The following is a 15,957-nucleotide window of genomic DNA, read 5'->3' as shown; positions in this document are numbered from 1 at the left end:
CATCGATTTTCCGGCGCACCCCAGGGACGCCATTCCGTCGGAAAAACTACCCATTGGGGGATGGGTACGCATGGAAGGTTTCAACCGTTCCAATATGGCTCAGGCATGCTCCTTCTCGTACTTCGCCAGGAAGTCCACCAGTGCCTCAACGCCTTCCTTGGGCATGGCGTTGTAGATGGAGGCGCGCAGACCGCCCACGGATTTGTGTCCCTTCAGATTATCAAAGCCCGCAGCCTTGCTGGCGGCCACAACTTCGGCGTCCTGCTCCTTGCTGGGGGTGACGAACGGCACGTTCATCAAAGAGCGGTCTTCTTTCACCACCGCGCCGGTGAAGAACTTGCTCTGGTCCAGGAAATCATACAGCACCTTGGCCTTTTCCTCGTTGCGCTGGTTCATGGCCGCAAGGCCGCCGTTTTTCAGCAGGTACTTGAAGACCTTGCCGCAGCAGTAGATTGCCCAGCAGTTGGGGGTGTTGTACAGGGAGTCGGCGTCGGCGTGGGTATTGTAGCTCAGATAGATCGGCAGCTTGTCATCCAGATCGTCCCGGATCAGATCTTCCCGGATGATGACGATGGACATGCCCGCAGGTCCCACGTTCTTTTGTACGCCGCCCCAGATCAGTCCGTAATCAGATACGTTGCAGGGCCGGGACAGGAACATGGAGGACTGGTCGGACACCAGCACATGGCCCTTGGTGTCAGGCAGCTTGTGATAGGTCAGGCCGTGGATGGTCTCATTTTCACAGATGTAGACATAGTCCGCGTTATCGGGAATGTCCAGATTGGAGCAGTCCGGGATATAAGAGAAATTTTTGTCGGCGGAGGAGGCCACAACCTTTACCTCGCCAAACTTTTTAGCCTCCTTGATGGCCTTCTTGGACCATGCGCCGGTCTCCACATAGCAAGCCACGCCGCCTTTCAGCAGATTCATGGGCACCATGGAGAACTGTACCGTGCCGCCGCCCTGCACGAACAGAATCTTATAATTGTCGGGAATGCCCATCAGCTCCTTCAGATCGGCCTTAGCCTCGTCAAAGATCGTCTGGAAGGTCTTGGACCGGTGGCTCATCTCCATGACGCACATGCCGCTGCCGCGGTAGTTCATCATTTCGGCTGCAATCTCCTCCAGAACCTCCTCAGGCATCATGGCCGGGCCGGCGGAGAAGTTATAGGTACGTCCGTATTTCATCATCTGATCCTCCATTGTTCAATAAATTTGTCAGGTTCCCAAATGTTTTGTTTGCATTCTCACATTCAGTATACGACATCTCAAGGGGATATTCAACCGTAAAGAGGGAGTTGACGTAAGCCAAATATAGATCATGTTTTTATTTAAAAAGACCAAAAACGTTTACGTATTCGTATACATAAAGACGGCTTCCACGCAGAATGTGCGTCATCTCCGGAAAATAAAGCTCCAACGGACAGGCGTATCCTGTTTTAAAGCACTTTTGACCAAATCCTTGAAATTTTCTGAACATTCCTGTATACTATAAGTCATATTGGCACCGACCTATCGCGGCGCGACCGCGGGAAAGGAACGTGTGAGCGATATGAGAGCGGACGGCACTCGCGTCAGGGACCTGACGTCCATCATGCAGGCTCTGCCCTACATCATGCCGCGCCGGTACGACGCCCAGAACTGGGCCAGCGACATGATTGACGAGGATATTGTGAAGGCATATATCCGCCGGAAGCGGCGGGAGGGATGCCGCGTGACCCACATGAGCGTGTTGGTGGCGGCGTATTACAAGGCCGCGCTGGAAAATCCTAAGATCAATTATTTTATCATGAACCGGAGAATTTACAGACGGAACCATTTTTGCTTTTCTTTTGTGCTGCTGAAAAAGCGGGCTGACGGAACGCCGGACGAGACGACGCTAAAGGTCTTTCTGAAGCCGGAGGATACGGTGTTCACCATCAGCTCCCGTGTTCAGGAACTGATTGACCGAAACAGCGAGTCCGCGCACAGCAACAGCACGGACAAATTCGCCAATCTGGCCTTTGCCGTTCCGGCTCTGCCGCGGTTTATTTTTTGGCTGATTTATCATCTGGACCTCCACGGGCTGCTGCCAAGAAAGATTATTGACCTGAGTCCGTTCCACACCAGCCTGTTCGTTACAAATCTGGCGTCCATCAACACCAGCTGCATCTACCACCACTGCTATGAGTTTGGCACCACCGGCGTCTTCATCTGCATGGGCAAGCCGGTGCGCAAGCCGGATGCCCTCCCCGGCGAAAAGGGGAGAGTTATGCCGCTTGGCGTGGTGATGGATGAACGGATTGCCACTGGCATCGAATACTCCCGCTTTTTCGCGGCGTTCAGCCGCAACATGAGGAATCCGGAGACGCTGGAGACCCGGCTGGACGGATTGGACGCCGGTGAAACGTTCCGCGGACCGGATGAAATCCCGGAGGTCATTACGCCTACTGCGAAATAACCCTTCTCCCACGCGGCGGACCGTGTTTCACAGGCGGTAGACAGCGAAACGCTGTCTGCCGCTTTTATTCTGAAATGAAACAACGAGTTTCTCAAAAGCTTTTTGATTACTCTTGTTTATTTCTTATAAATTTTTCCGGGAGACTTGTTAAGATATCTTAACGTGTGCTATACTGCAAATGTATGCAGTCTTTTTGAATTATTAATTCAAGTACAGAGGTTTTTTAAATGAGTGAACAGAGAGCAAAAATTTACCGGTTTCTATCCGACTTCAATCGACTAAAATGGAGCATTGCGTTCAAGGCGATTCTCACCGGCGCGGTGGCGGGGCTGCTGGCGGTTTTGTACCGATTGGTTATCCAACGCGGAACCGCCACGGCCGTGGCTTGCTACGGCTACTTCAAGGACCACCCCGTGTTGTTGATTCCCTGGGCGCTGGGCGCGGTAATTGTAGGGCTTTTGGTGGCTTGGCTTGTGAAGCTGGAACCGGCGGCCGCCGGAAGCGGCATCCCTCGGGTGGAGGGTGTGGTGCTGTTTGGTATGAAAATGAAGTGGTACACGATTCTGGCTGTGCGCTTCGTGACCGGCGGACTGTGCAGCATCTTCGGACTCTCTCTGGGACGGGAAGGTCCCTCCATTCAGATCGGCGCCGCGGGCGCCCAAGCGGTGTCACGGCTGCTGGGTAAAAGCAAGGTGGAGGAGAACTACCTCATCACCGGCGGCGCCGCCGCCGGCCTGGCCGCTGCGTTCAACGCGCCCTTGTCCGGCGTGATTTTCGCGCTGGAGGAGGTTCACCGCAACTTCTCTCCCGCAATTATGCTTACGGCCACGGCTGCGTCCTTGGTGGCGGACTTCGTATCGAAGTACTTTTTAGGCCTGACGCCGGAACTGCAATTCACAAAGATCCCCCAGCTGCCCATCCACATGTACTTCTGGATGATTCCACTGGGTATGCTGACTGGGTTTGTGGGATCCCTGCTCAACCGGGCGCTGCTTGCCGCCGGACCTCTTTACGGGAAAATGTCCGCTCGGTGGGCGCCTACCGTGGCACTGCTGCTGGCCATCCCCTGCGGCATGTATCTGCCCTTGACCCTGGGCAGTGGCCGGGATTTGATTGAATTTGCGGAAAACGCCACGGGTGGTATTTTGCTGCTTCTGCTTTTGCTGGCGGTTAAATTCCTGTTCACCTGCACCAGTTTCGGCAGCGGCGTCCCTGGCGGTATTTTTATGCCTATTCTGGCGGTGGGCACTCTGACGGGCAGCATCTTCGGTATCGTCTCGGTAAACCTGGGTCTATTCCCCGCTCAGTACATCCCGGATTTTGCGGTGTGCGCCATGGCGGCGGCTATGGCTGCGTCGGTGAAGGCTCCCATTACCGCCATTTTGCTCACGGTTGAGATGTCCGGCTCTCTGGTACATATGCTTCCGGTGGCAACCTGCGCATTCTCCGCGTTGCTGATTTCCGACTTTATGAAGATCGACCCGATTTACGAGGTGCTGCTGGATCGCTCCATTAAACAAGAGAAGGATATCGCCACGTCCCAAGAGAAGAAAAATTTGATGGAGATTCCCGTGGAGCTGGGAAGCTGCGCGGCGGGTCGGCGAGTCGACGAGATTAACTGGCCTGCGGGCACGCTGATCGTTAGCCTGCGTCGGGGCAACAAGGACATCATCCCCCACGGTGAAACTACGCTGATGCCAGGGGATTATATTGTGGTTTTCTATCCCCAGGGGCAGGAAGAAGAGATCCGCAGGTCCATCACAGATCTATGTCACGAAAAATTCTGATGTGTCCGCCTTGCGCGGGGCAGCGGGAATAAATTCCACTTTTATGGCAACACTCCTTCCGTACGCTTATACGGAAGGAGTGTTTTTTCATGAAAGAGGCCATGGCCGACATCGGTCCCACGGTACTGACTTCAATGTTATCTCTGGTGGCGTTATTTGCCCTGACCAAGCTGATGGGCTGTAAGCAGGTATCTCAGTTGACGCTGTTCGATTATATCATCGGTATTACCATCGGCTCCATCGCCGCAGAGCTGGCCACGGAGTTGGAAGAACCGCTACAGCCGCTGACGGCCCTGATCATTTATGGTCTGGTGGCTTTCGGCATTTCAGAACTGGCCACCAAGTCTGTCCGGGCGCGCAACTTCATTAACGGTAAGCCCTTGGTACTGCTGGACGCGGGGCAGATCTACCGACAAAATCTGCGCAAGGCCCGGCTGGACCTGAACGAATTTCTGACACAGTGCCGGGCAGCGGGGTACTTTGACCTCAGTCAGGTTCAGACCGCGCTGATGGAACATAACGGCTCCGTCAGCTTCCTGCCGAAGGAGCCCTATCGTCCCGCGACGCCCTCGGATATGGATCTGAAGCCGAAACAGAGCCATGTGCAGATACCCTTCGTCATAGATGGAAAGCTCCTGCCAAAGAACTTAACCGAGGCGGGTAAGGAGGAAACTTGGGTTCGCAGGGAGCTGATGAAACAGGGCTATCGGGACGAAAGCAAGGCGTTTCTGGCCCTGTGGGATGGGGAGACAAAATTGATCGTGTTTCCGATGGAGACCGGAAAGACGCCCTCCTGACGCGGCGCGTCAGGGCTCATTATTACAGATATGCCTCTGCACCGCGATGGTGGTCAGCGTACCTCCCAGTTGAGAAATCACCGCAATCAGAAGATCCAACTCATCATCGCTGAGATTTTTGGCCAGCGCCACAGACAGAGAGTTGATTGCCATGGTCAGAGCCAGAGGGTCGCAGCAGAAGTTATCCATAAAATCACCCTATTTAGGGTATGAGGGAAATGCAGCTTCAAGCACCGAAAATAAGGCGGCTCGCATTTACCGCGTGTTTCTCAGCCGCCTGAATTCCCCATCAGGCGCTTTGCGGTTTCGACGTTTCTGCGCTCCATCTCCTGAAGCCGTGCCACGGCGGCCTCCTGCTCCTCGGGGCGCTCCGTGCGCTCCACAGCCAGGTCGATCATGGCGCACAGCTGCTTTGCGGTGACGTCCGCCAGACTCACGAACAGATCCTGTCCGATGTAGCGCAGAAAGGCGGAGACTTTAGGGTCGTAAACCACGCCGATCAGAGGAATTCCCTGCCCGGCGGCGAAAATCAGCGCATGAAGCCGCATGGAGACCACCACTTGCATCCGGGAGAGGGCGCCGATGATGGTGCCGGCCTTGCCCGCGTCATTGAGAAAGTAGTGGGGGACGGAGACACCCTGAGCGGCGATGGCTGCCGCCAAAGGGTCCTGGCGGTTCTCCACCGCCAAAAACACCGGCGTCAGGCCGTGACGGTTATAGGCGTATTCCGCCGCCGCGGCAAAGACCGGGGCCTTTTCCTCAAATCCCTTCCACTTGCGCAGCGCAAAGCAGAGATACCGCCCGTCCGTGGGAATACCCGCCTGTAAAAGCACGCTGTCCGTTTTCTCCAGAGGAGCGCAGTCCAGCGTCAGGGCCGGGTCGGCGGTCAGGAGAATTTCGGGTTTGGTTACGCCCATGGACTTCAGTTCTGCCTGAGAGTCCGGCTCCCGGAGGGTGATGACGTCCACGGAGGCGTTGAGAACCCGGGCGGCCATTTTCCGGTGACTGGGGCGGGAGACGGGGCCAATGCCGCAGCCGTACATTTGAACCTTGCAGCCTAAATGCTTCGCAGTGGATATATTGTGCAGGTAGAACCAGAGGGACCGGCGGGAGGTCACATCCTGAATGAGACTGCCGCCGCCGTTGATGTAGAGTTTGCCGCGGCACATGGCATTTCGCCATGCGGGATAGTTGAATCGGTGGACTGCCCGGACCCGGTAGGTGAGGCGGGTCTCTTTGGGGCTTTTACTGAGAACCAGCACCGGCATATCCGGATCGATGCCTCGCATCTCCTGCAAAATGGCTTCCAGGATCGCGTCGTCTCCCGCGTTGCCCCGGCCGTAGGCACCGCAGATCACCACGCCGTCCCGATCCGCTTTGGGACGGTTGTGGCGGCGGACGATCTCTTTATAAATATGCAGCTGGGTGTCCACCGTGTGCTGGATGGAAAACTGAGCGGACGCCTTTTCATAGAGCCGTTCTCCCATGGCGCGGCGCCGTTCGTCGTTCTGCGCCAGAGAGACCAGAGCGTTTCCCAGCGCCGTGTCGTCGCCGGGGGCGAACAGATAGCCGTTCACGTCCGTGTCGATGAGGGCGGGGATGCCGCCCACGGCGGTGGCCACGGTGGCCAAATGAAACCGCGCGCCCTCCGTCAGGGCATAGGGAAATGTCTCGGACACGGAGGTCAGGGCGTTCACGTCCAGAGCGCTGTAAAACCGGTCCATACCCCCGGAGATCCATCCGGCAAAGCAGACCTTGCCGCCAACGCCCAGCTCGTCTGCAAGTGATTCCAGCTTCTGCCGCTCCTCACCATCCCCGGCGATCAGAAGGCGGAGGCGGCCGCACTTGGCATAGGCCTTCGCAAAGCCACGGACCAGAGTGGAAATGTCCTTCACCGGGTTCAGCCGGGCGGCAATGCCCACCACCACGCTGTTCTCGTCCACCTCCAGACCCAGATCCCGCAGATAGGGGAGCCGTTCGCCCTGAGGCGGGGCGGGAGTAAAATCAATACCGTTATAAATGGTGAAGAACCGGTCGGGCGGGAAGCCCCGGTCGATCAAAAGGTCCACCATGGCATCGGACACGCCGATGCGGTAGTCCAGCGCCCGCAGAGCGTGGGCGTTGATACTGCCAAAGGTGAGGCGGCTGAAGGGGCGGCCCATGTAATCCAGCTTGTAGTCGCTGTGGACTGTGGAGCAGACCGGAAGGCCGGTGGTCTTGCGGAGCATGGAGCCGATCATGTTGGCCCGGGCTCCGTGACAGTGGATGACCTCATAGCCGCCGTCCCGGATATACTGCGTCAGCTGTTTGCGGATGCGGAAAATGTGGTTCCCGGACATAATCTCCGTGGGAATGCCCAGCTGGCGGGCCTCTTCGGCGAAGGGACCGTCCCGGAAGCAGACCAGCTGGGCGGTAATGGTTTCGTTCAGATGCTGGAGGAGGCTCAGGACGTGAGTCTTGGCTCCGCCGGAGTCGCCTCCGCTGATGAGATGGATAACTTTCATAGTGTGCCCTCTTTTGAAAAACGCGCTTTTGCGCGAAATCCCTCTTGTACAAACTCAAAAAATATTATACAATAGCAAAAGTCTGAAAGCAAGGACCAACGGACAGACCGGAGGCGGTTTGATGGAAAAAGACTGTACTGTGAGGGTTGCGTCGCCGCGGGATGCGGAGGCGCTGCTGCGCATATACGCGCCCTATGTGGAGAAGACGGCGATCACCTTTGAATATGAGGTCCCCTCGATCCGGGAATTCGTGGGACGGATTGAGCGGACTCTGGAGAGGTATCCCTATCTGGTGGCCGAGGCGGACGGTGTGCCTGTGGGATACGCTTACGCGGGCCCCTTCAAGACGCGGGCGGCCTATGACTGGGCGGTGGAGACGACGGTCTATGTGGGCGGCGACAGGAAGCGGCGGGGCATTGGAAGAAAGCTCTATGAAGTGCTGGAAAATGCTCTGGCGTTGCAAAACATCCTGAATCTCAACGCCTGCATCGCCTATCCGGCGGAGGAGGACCCGTTTCTGACAAGAGACAGCGCGAATTTTCACCAGCGCATGGGGTATCACACGGCGGGACGGTTTTCCCAGTGCGGCTATAAGTTTGACCGCTGGTACGACATGGTGTGGATGGAAAAGCATATCGGCGCGCACATCGCGCAGCAGCCGGCGGTAAAGCCGTTCGGCGCGATTGCGGGAGATCTCTTCCTATGAGAACCACCGGGAGTCTGGGGGTGCGAATCAGTCCCCAAGACTCCGCAAAGTTGAAAAAACCCTATTACTTGGAGGTTAAATGATGGAACAGCAGTCCAAAAAGAAATTCAACGTGATTGACGTGATCGCGGTAATCCTAATTCTGGCGGTGGTCGCTTTCGTGGGGTTCAAACTGATGAACCGCGGCGGAGGGTCCGGCGAGGCGAAGATGATCCATGTTACTTATGTTGCCAAGGCGGAGGGGGTGGACAAGTCTCTCTATGATAACTGCACGAAGCACCTGCCCTCGCCCCTGATGGCTTCCGGTGCAATTCTGAGCGGGCAGATTGAGTCTGTAAAACAGGAGCCATACTACGTTGTGGATGAAAACGGTGACTGGGTGGAGGACCCCTATCATGTGAATCTGTATTTTACCGCCAGCATCGACGTGCCAGACGCCGCCGTTCAGACCACCAAGGTGGGCGATCAGGAAGTCCGCGTGGGGAAGACGGATTACGTTCTGAAAAGTGAGTACATCGAATTCAGCAATGTCACCATCGTGGACGTGCAGTGGGGCGAGTAAACGCTTATTCCACAAAAACGATTTATTCAGCAAAAAAGCGCACCGGAGGAAAGCTCCGGTGCGCTTCTTTGCGCGGCAGCGAAAAAAGTTCATATTTTTTAACTGACGCTTCTATTTACTTTTTGAAGTTGTCAGTGTATAATAATCAATACGAGCAAATTGCATTGTATGAGCCAAAAGAGGAAGGAGAGGCTTTTCCAAGCGGAAAAACAGAGCTGTTTTGACCAAAATTAGAAATCAGAGGTGAAAGATGTGCGGCAAATGACCGTACCTGCACAGTATTTGCAGATTGCGGTGGACGTGGCCTCGCGGGTGTCCGGCGGAGACTTGCGGGAGGGTGACCGGCTGTATGGCCGGTCGGTGATGGCATCGGAATACGGCGTATCGCCGGAGACCATCCGCCGGGCGCTGCGGCTGCTGGCGGACATGAAGGTCATCGATGTGAAGCCCCAAAGCGGTGCGGTGGTCCTGTCTCGGGACAACGCAAAGCGCTACGTCGAGGGATTCAGCGAGGGGGCGGAGACCCGGTCTCTCCGCCAACAGATGAAGGAGATATTGGGGGAGTACGAGGGTTTGAACCGGAGGCTGGTGGAAGTATCCGCTGCTCTGATCCAGAGCCAGGAGATGTATTCCTCCGCAACAGAGCCTCTGCCTAATTATGAAGTGTCGGTGCCGTCCGGTTCCCCCCTAATCGGAAAGAGCATCGGAGAGCTGAAGTTCTGGCAGTCCACCGGCGGCACCATCGTGGCTATCCGCCGCAAGCAGAGGGTGATTCTGTCTCCCGGGCCATACGCGGAGCTGTATGATGGGGACATGATCATTTTGGTGGGCCCGCCCGCCGCCGCAGAGGCGGCGCGAAAGCTACTGGCAGGTCCCATAGAGGAGTAGGAAACAGGCGGGCGCAGCCCGCCGCGGTGAAAGGAGCTGGCTGACGAATGATCCAGTTTGAACATGTTTGTAAGCGATATGGAAAGACGACGATTCTTGAGGACTTGAGCTTTACTATACCGGATGGGCAGTTTGTGGTGCTGATTGGACCTTCCGGCTGCGGAAAGACCACCACGATGAAAATGATCAACCGGCTGCTGGAGCCGGACGGCGGCAAGGTGCTGATTGATGGAAAGGACGCCGCTTCCATGGACCGGGTGGAACTGCGCCGCCACATCGGCTATGTGATTCAGCAGATCGGACTGTTTCCCAACATGACGGTGGCTCAGAATATCAGCGTGGTGCCCCGACTGCTGAAATATGACAGGGAGCGCTGCGACCAGATCGTCCACGAACTCCTTGAGATGGTGGAGATGCCCTATGACCGGTATGCGGGCAAGTACCCCAACGAGCTCTCCGGCGGACAGCAGCAGCGCATCGGCGTGCTGCGGGCGCTGGCGGCGTCGCCACCCGTGGTGCTGATGGACGAACCCTTTGGCGCGCTGGACCCCATGACCCGGGAGGTTTTACAGGACGAGGTGAAGAAGCTCCAGATGAAGCTCCACAAGACCATCGTTTTTGTGACGCACGACATGGGCGAGGCACTGAAGATGGCGGATACCATTCTCTTCATGAGCGGCGGCGGCATCGAGCAGATGGCGTCCCCGGAGAAGATGCTGGAAAATCCCGCCAGCGATCTGGTGCGCAGCTTCCTTGGAAAGCATGTCCCCGGCAGCGGAGCCGCCGCCAGAATCGAGACGTTCATGCGCCCCAATGCCTACCGCGTTCGAAAGGACCGGGGCGTTTTGGAGTGCGCGGAGATGATGGCCCGCAACAGTGTGGATACCCTTCTGGTGACGGACGAGGCGGAGCATTATCTGGGCGTGGTCACTATCCGAGGAATCAAGCTCTGGGGCAAGGGCCTGCCCAATATTGAGACCCTGATTGTCCAGACGCCCCATGTCGCGCGGATTGGGGACGAGGCCAAGGAGAGCGTGGACTATCTGCTGGAATCCGGGGACGACTATGTGGTGGTGCTCAACGCAGACGACACCATCGCCGGAATCGTCACCAAGACCAGCGTCGCCAAGTCTGTGGCCACGACGTTGTGGGGGGATGAGCGATGAGGGCTTTCTTTGCAACTTACGGGTCCATGCTGGCGGAGGCCATCGGCGTCCACATGCTCTACGTACTGGCCAGCGTGGCGATCGGGTTTGTTCTGGGACTGGCGCTGGGTGTCCTTTTGAGCCGGGTGCCCCGGTGGTCCGCGGTTCTGATCCCGGTTATATCCATTTTCCAAACTATTCCGGGTCTGGTGTTCATCGGTGTGCTGTTCATCTGGATCGGGATGCGACCGGCCACGGTCATCATCGCCCTGTCCATCTACGCCATGTTCCCTGTGCTCAAAAATACATACACCGGAATCTTAGGCGTGGAGCCGAAATACGTGGAGGCAGCGAAGGGCTGCGGCATGTCCCCGCTTCAAACGCTGTGGCGGGTGGAGCTGCCACTGGCCATGCCCACCATCATCGCGGGATTGCGAATGGCGGCCATTTATACCGTCAGCTGGACGGTGCTGGCGGCCATGATCGGGCTGGGCGGTCTTGGGAACTTTGTGTATCAGGGTGTCAGCTCCAACAATAACACGCTGATCATCGCCGGCGCCGTTCCGGCGGCGGTCCTTGCCATTGTCATCGGGGCGCTGATCGATCTGCTGCAAAGGAAGGTCACACCCCGTGCGATGAAAAAGGAGGTGGGCAGATGACTTGGGACCTGATTCTCCAACATTTGTTCATTGTGCTGGCCTCGGCGCTGCTGTCCATTGTGGCTGGCCTGCCGCTGGGCGTACTGGCCTATCTTTACCCCAGGGCCCGGACGGCGATTTTATGGGTGGCGGATCTATTGCAGACAATCCCGTCCCTGGCGTTGCTGGGCATCATCATGGTGGTGGCGGGACCGGGTAAGCTGACTGTCATCATCGGCATCACGCTGTACTCGCTGCTCCCAATCGTCCGCAACACCTGCCTGGGGCTTCAGGAGGTGGACCCCGGTGTCAAGGAAGCGGCCCGGGGCATGGGCATGGGGCAGATTTACCGTCTGCTCCATGTGGAATTTCCCCTGGCGTTCCCCATGGTGTTCACCGGGGTCCGCATCGCGGTGGTGAACGCCATCGGCTCCGCCGTATTCGCGGCGTTCGTGGGCGGCGGGGGCTTAGGCAGCGTTATCAACCGGGGCATTCGGATTTCCAACATGGGCATGATCCTCTCCGCCACCGGGGCGCTGATGGTCATTGCCGTGCTGCTGGACCTTGCCATGGGCTGGTTTGAAGGACATTTAAAAAAGATGCACGGCGTCAGCCGTCGGTCCGGCATCATTCTGGCCTGCCTCATGGCGGCTGTTGCCATCTCTATCCCCTTTGGCCTGAGGGATACCACCGACGCCAAGGAGCTGATTCTCTATGACGGGGATTACTCCGAGACCCAGATCATGGATCGCATCATCCAGCAGTTGGTGGAGAGCAAAACGGATTTGACCGTCACAATCAAGGATCAGATGTCTCAGGTGAATAATTTTAACGCCCTGAAGGGCGACAGTCACAGCTGCGACATGATGATCTCCTACGACGGAACGCTGCTGACCACCTTTTTGAAGAAGGACCCAAACGACGTGCCGGAAGGGGAGTCGCTGTACGACTTCACAAACGCTTTGTCGCTGGAGCAGCACGATATGCGGCTTCTCAATAAGCTGGGCTTCAACAATACCTATGCCATTGCGGTCCCACAGGAGATCGCGGACCAATATAACCTTGAGACCGTCAGCGACCTGGTCCCGGTGGCGGATCAGCTGACCTTCGGCGCGGAGCAGGAGTTCTTTACGCTGGAGGGTAGTATGAAATACGGACCTTTCACGGATTTCTACGGCCTGAAATTTAAAGAGGCCGTCCCGGTGGACGCGGGGCTCAAGTATACCGCCGTTGAAAACGGAAGCTTTAACGTCACCGAGGTCTTTGCCACCGACGGCCTGAATCGCAAAGCGAAATTGAAAATTTTGAAAGACGATCTGAACTTTTTCCCGGAGTACAACGGAGCGTTTTTGGTCCGGGAGGATACGTTTAAAAAATTCGCGGACGCGGCCCCCAATTTGGAGGACGTTTTGAATCTGCTGACGGGAAAGATTTCCAACGAGGATATGACGGAAATGACCTATCAGGTGGATGTGCTCGGCCGCAGCGCCGACGATGTGGCACGGGAATTTTTACAGAGTCTGAATCTGTAAGATTTTCGCGGCGGGAAAAATGAATAATCGTGCGGCTTGCATAGTTTTATTCCTGCGAGTGTGGTATTCTATCTGAAGAGTGCGCAGCCGCGCACCGGGAATCGTGCGGCGCCGCCCCAAGTAAAAGGAGAATTGCCGGGACCGGCCAAAACACATGACAGGAGGGCGTTTCCATGCTTCAGGAGATTGTGCCGCACATCTTGCACAATGAATTTAAAAATCCACCTCCGTCCCCGCGGGATACCGATTTAGTGGCCGTGTTCGACGGCGGCTCCGCGCTGCTGGCCCAGGAGGGCGGATTTCCCACGGTGGCGGCGGTCCGGGCGTTGGGTGCGGCGGACGGTGAGCTGATCTACCTCTTCGCCGTGGATGAGATCGGCTTTTTCCTGCTGGAGCGGCCGTCAAAGACCGTGAAGGCTGCGCTGCAGCCCGCACCGACGACGGCGTTTCGGACGATGGAGCCGCGTTTTATGCGCCTGGCGGCGCCGACGGCGCTGCATCTTATGAACTGGTATCGGACCAATCGTTTCTGCGGCTGCTGCGGCGCGCCCACTGTTCGAGAAGACAAGGAGCGGGCCATGCGCTGCACCTCCTGCGGTGCGCTGGTCTATCCCCGGATCAACCCCGCCGTCGTGGCGGCGGTGAGGGACGGGGACCGCCTGCTGCTGATCCGTTACGCCGACCGGCCAATGACCACGGCGCGGTACGCGCTGATCGCCGGGTTTACGGAGATCGGAGAGACGATGGAGCAGACCGTCCGCCGGGAAGTCCTGGAGGAGGTGGGCCTCCATGTGAAAAACGTCCGGTATCACGCAGACCAGCCATGGGGCTTTGTGGGTAATCAGATGGTGGGTTTCTGGACGGATTTGGACGGAGACGGGACCGTCACGCTGGATACCCGTGAATTAAAGGAGGCGGTCTGGCTGCGCCGGGAGGAGATACCGGAGGTACATGACCCCGTGGACCTGACTCACACCATGACGGAGCTTTTCCGGCTGGGCAGGGACCCCCGCTGACACGGCTTTTTAAATAGGCGCAGGAACGGCTCTCCCCAGAGGGAAGAGCCGTTCCTGCGTTTTTTAAGTTATCAGGCCAGCTCCGCCTGACCGGTATAGAGCTGATAATAGCGTCCTCTCTGGTTGAGCAGCTCCTCGTGGTCACCCCGTTCGATGACCTCGCCCTGTTCCAGAACGAGAATCGCGTGGGAGTTGCGGACGGTGGAAAGCCGATGGGCGATGACGAAGACCGTGCGGTCTGCCATCAGCTGGTCCATGCCCCGCTCAATGAGCTTTTCCGTCCGGGTATCAATGGAGCTGGTGGCTTCGTCCAGAATCAGCACCGGAGGATTGGAGAGGGCCGCGCGGGCGATGTTCAAAAGCTGACGCTCTCCCTGACTGAGACTGCCGCCGTCGCCGGAGAGAACCGTTTGATACCCCAGAGGCAGGTGCCGGATGAAATTATCCGCGTTGGCAAGCTTTGCCGCCGCCTCCACCTCCTCGTCCGTTGCGTCTAGCTTGCCGTATCGGATGTTGTCCGCAACGGTTCCACTGAACAGGTGGGTGTCCTGCAGAACAACGCCGAGAGATCGGCGGAGGGAGTCCTTTTCGATGTCCTGAACGTTGATGCCGTCATAGGTGATGACGCCGCTGTCGATGTCATAGAACCGGTTGATGAGGTTCGTGATGGTGGTCTTGCCTGCGCCGGTGGAGCCGACGAGGGCAATTTTCTGACCGGGCTTGGCGAAAAGAGAAATACCGTTCAGAACCGTCTTCTTCCCATCGTAGCTGAAGACCACGTGATCGAACCGCACGTCGCCCTTCACGGGAATCAGCGTACCGTCAGTCTGTTTCCATGCCCACGCGCCGGTATCCAGGTCGGTCTCCTCCAGCTTATCGCCGGGGAGGAACTTCACGCGGACCAGAGTGACCTTGCCCAAATTGGTCTCCGGTTCGGTCTCCATGACCTCAAAGATGCGCTCCGCGCCGGCCACGGCGGCCAAAATGGTATTCACCTGCTGGGCAATTTGGTTTACGGGCTGAGATACCTGACGGGTGTACTGCAAAAAGGTGGCGAGGCCGCCCAGATCGCCGCTGCGGATGGCGAGGATAGCGCCCACCATGCAGGTGAAAGCGTAGTTGATATAGCTGAGGTTACCCATGACGGGCATCATGGCCCCGGCAAAGGTCTGAGCGCTGGTAGCCGCCTGCCGGTAGACTTCGTTCCGCTCTCGGAAACCGTCAATGGCGGCGGGCTCATGGTTGAAGACCTTGATGACCTTTTGCCCCTCGGTCATCTCTTCAATATAGCCGTTCACCGCGCCAATGGCTTTTTGCTGGGCTGCGAAGCTGCTGCGGCTGCGGCCGCCGATGCCCTTCACCGCCGCAAACATGACCGCCAGCACCGCGAAGGTGATGAGGGACAGCAAGGGACTGATATAGAGCATCATGGCAATCGTGCCCACAATTGTGGCGGAGCAGGAGATCAGGGAGGCGAAGGAGTTGTTGATAGCCTCGCTGACGTTATCGAGATCGTTGGTAAAGCGGCTCATCAGTTCGCCGTGGGTGTGGGCGTCGAAGTACTTCAGGGGCAGACTCTGCAATTTTGCAAACAGGTCCCGGCGCAGGGCGGCCACGGTATTCTGGGAGATATGGACCATGGTTCGGGCATAGGCAAAGCTCATGAGGGAGCCCAGAATATAGACTCCCGCCATGACCGCCAGCATTTTGGCAAGGCCCGGAAAGTCACCGGGAAGGATATAGTCGTTGATGAGGGGGCGCAGCAGATAAGACCCGCCCACGCTGCACGCCGAGCTGATAAGAATGCAGATCGCCACCAGAATCAGCTGGAGCTTATAGCGGCCCAGATAATTCATCAGCTTGCCGACCGTGCCGCGGAGATTCTTGGGTTTTTGATAACCGCCGCGGTTAGGACCATGCCGGGGCATGGGCATGTTATTTT

Annotated in this window: 14 protein-coding genes; 10 read left to right on the top strand and 4 right to left on the bottom strand. The window is 57.3% G+C overall.

What is annotated here, in order from left to right:
- Positions 1 to 99: 99 nt before the first annotated feature.
- Positions 100 to 1,191 carry a 3-phosphoserine/phosphohydroxythreonine transaminase gene (gene serC, locus ABWQ15_RS05690; RefSeq protein WP_353907787.1) on the bottom strand — a complete coding sequence of 364 codons (1,092 nt, stop codon included), beginning with the start codon at positions 1,189 to 1,191 and terminating at the stop codon, positions 100 to 102.
- 361 nt (positions 1,192 to 1,552) lie between these two features.
- On the opposite strand from serC, the gene ABWQ15_RS05685 reads away from it, so the two are divergent.
- From ABWQ15_RS05685 to ABWQ15_RS05675, 3 genes are all read left to right on the top strand, one after another.
- Complete coding sequence (locus ABWQ15_RS05685) at positions 1,553 to 2,440, top strand: hypothetical protein (protein WP_353907833.1); 888 nt, start codon at positions 1,553 to 1,555, stop codon at positions 2,438 to 2,440.
- Positions 2,441 to 2,667: 227 nt separating this feature from the next.
- Complete coding sequence (locus ABWQ15_RS05680) at positions 2,668 to 4,227, top strand: ClC family H(+)/Cl(-) exchange transporter (protein WP_353907786.1); 1,560 nt, start codon at positions 2,668 to 2,670, stop codon at positions 4,225 to 4,227.
- Positions 4,228 to 4,316: 89 nt separating this feature from the next.
- A complete protein-coding gene (locus ABWQ15_RS05675; protein ID WP_353907785.1) occupies positions 4,317 to 5,024 on the top strand; it encodes a DUF421 domain-containing protein in 708 nt (235 codons plus the stop codon).
- A gap of 9 nt (positions 5,025 to 5,033) precedes the next feature.
- Here ABWQ15_RS05675 and ABWQ15_RS05670 read toward each other — a convergent pair whose 3' ends face one another.
- On the bottom strand, positions 5,034 to 5,213 hold the full coding sequence (locus ABWQ15_RS05670) for a DUF6774 domain-containing protein (protein ID WP_353907784.1): 180 nt from the start codon (positions 5,211 to 5,213) through the stop codon (positions 5,034 to 5,036).
- Positions 5,214 to 5,293: 80 nt separating this feature from the next.
- Positions 5,294 to 7,528 carry a polysaccharide pyruvyl transferase CsaB gene (gene csaB, locus ABWQ15_RS05665; RefSeq protein ID WP_353907783.1) on the bottom strand — a complete coding sequence of 745 codons (2,235 nt, stop codon included), beginning with the start codon at positions 7,526 to 7,528 and terminating at the stop codon, positions 5,294 to 5,296.
- A 121-nt stretch (positions 7,529 to 7,649) separates the two neighbouring features.
- On the opposite strand from csaB, the gene ABWQ15_RS05660 reads away from it, so the two are divergent.
- From ABWQ15_RS05660 to nudC, 7 genes are all read left to right on the top strand, one after another.
- Positions 7,650 to 8,234: a GNAT family N-acetyltransferase gene (locus tag ABWQ15_RS05660; protein ID WP_353907782.1), complete on the top strand. Its 585-nt coding sequence runs from the start codon at positions 7,650 to 7,652 to the stop codon at positions 8,232 to 8,234.
- 79 nt (positions 8,235 to 8,313) lie between these two features.
- Entirely contained in the window at positions 8,314 to 8,796 is a 483-nt protein-coding gene (locus ABWQ15_RS05655; protein WP_353907781.1) for a DUF4330 domain-containing protein, read from the top strand.
- 261 nt (positions 8,797 to 9,057) lie between these two features.
- Complete coding sequence (locus ABWQ15_RS05650; RefSeq protein ID WP_353907780.1) at positions 9,058 to 9,684, top strand: GntR family transcriptional regulator; 627 nt, start codon at positions 9,058 to 9,060, stop codon at positions 9,682 to 9,684.
- A gap of 47 nt (positions 9,685 to 9,731) precedes the next feature.
- Positions 9,732 to 10,850: an ABC transporter ATP-binding protein gene (locus ABWQ15_RS05645; RefSeq protein ID WP_353907779.1), complete on the top strand. Its 1,119-nt coding sequence runs from the start codon at positions 9,732 to 9,734 to the stop codon at positions 10,848 to 10,850.
- Positions 10,847 to 11,488: an ABC transporter permease gene (locus tag ABWQ15_RS05640; protein WP_353907778.1), complete on the top strand. Its 642-nt coding sequence runs from the start codon at positions 10,847 to 10,849 to the stop codon at positions 11,486 to 11,488. The genes ABWQ15_RS05645 and ABWQ15_RS05640 overlap by 4 nt, the downstream gene beginning before the upstream one ends.
- Positions 11,485 to 12,999, top strand: coding sequence for a glycine betaine ABC transporter substrate-binding protein (locus ABWQ15_RS05635; RefSeq protein ID WP_353907777.1), 1,515 nt, complete (start codon positions 11,485 to 11,487; stop codon positions 12,997 to 12,999). Before ABWQ15_RS05640 ends, ABWQ15_RS05635 begins: the two co-directional genes overlap by 4 nt.
- A 173-nt stretch (positions 13,000 to 13,172) precedes the next feature.
- A complete protein-coding gene (gene nudC / locus ABWQ15_RS05630) occupies positions 13,173 to 14,015 on the top strand; it encodes an NAD(+) diphosphatase (protein ID WP_353907776.1) in 843 nt (280 codons plus the stop codon).
- A gap of 71 nt (positions 14,016 to 14,086) precedes the next feature.
- Here the strand turns inward: nudC and ABWQ15_RS05625 are convergent, their stop codons facing one another.
- A complete protein-coding gene (locus tag ABWQ15_RS05625) occupies positions 14,087 to 15,949 on the bottom strand; it encodes an ABC transporter ATP-binding protein (protein WP_353907832.1) in 1,863 nt (620 codons plus the stop codon).
- Between the last annotated feature and the right edge of the window lie 8 nt (positions 15,950 to 15,957).

It is taken from the genome of Oscillibacter sp. (assembly GCF_040505565.1).
GTDB lineage: Bacteria > Bacillota > Clostridia > Oscillospirales > Oscillospiraceae > Oscillibacter.
Note: the sequence above shows the minus strand (reverse complement) of the source record. Positions and strands in the feature narration are given on the sequence as shown.